The organism is Pseudomonas sp. 05T35 (assembly GCF_056396605.1).
Genome location: NZ_JBFTLU010000870.1, coordinates 1 through 632, shown reverse-complemented (window position 1 = coordinate 632; position 632 = coordinate 1). Strand labels below are relative to the sequence as shown.

General features: G+C 61.6%; 1 protein-coding gene. It reads left to right on the top strand.

The window, feature by feature from the left end:
• Positions 1-564 (top strand): c-type cytochrome (locus AC1DH9_RS30390; RefSeq protein WP_477809484.1); only part of this gene is annotated, 564 nt, incomplete at its 5' end.
• Positions 565-632: the final 68 nt, after the last annotated feature.

Below are 632 nucleotides of genomic sequence, written 5' to 3'. Positions count from 1 at the left end.
GCCCTGGACGGTTTCGCTGCCGAACTGGCTGCTGCGCCGTTGCTCAACACGGCAGGCGCACAGGCGTGGCTGGCGATTGAAGACCCGGCCAACCCTTGGCCAGCACTGGCGGAAGGCAAACCCAGCGCCGGACCGTTTTATCTGGTGTGGACCAACCCTCAGGCCGGCCATATCAGCCCTGAGCAATGGCCATTCCAGGTCGCCAGCATCAAACGCCTGGCGGCGGTCGGCGTACGCTTCCCTGCCCTGCTTCCAGACCCGGCACTCGGCGCCAATGACCCGGTGAATCTGGGCTATGCGTTGTTCCAGAAAAACTGCCTGGCGTGTCACCGTCTGAATGGCGCAGGGGACGCGCAGTTTGGTCCGGACCTGAACATTCCTTTCAGCCCTACCGAGTACTTTGGCGCTGAATTCCTCAAGCGCTATATCCGCGATCCGCAAAGCTTGCGCCAATGGCCACAGGCAAAAATGCCGGGGTTCTCGACACAGGTATTGTCGGATGAGGAACTGACGTTGCTGGTGGGGTATTTGAAGCATATGGCGGGGCGTAAGCAGCAGCCCTGATAGCTTGAGAGGTGTGGCGCCTGAGCGGGCCCCATCGCGAGCAGGCTCGCTCCCACATTGGATCTGCG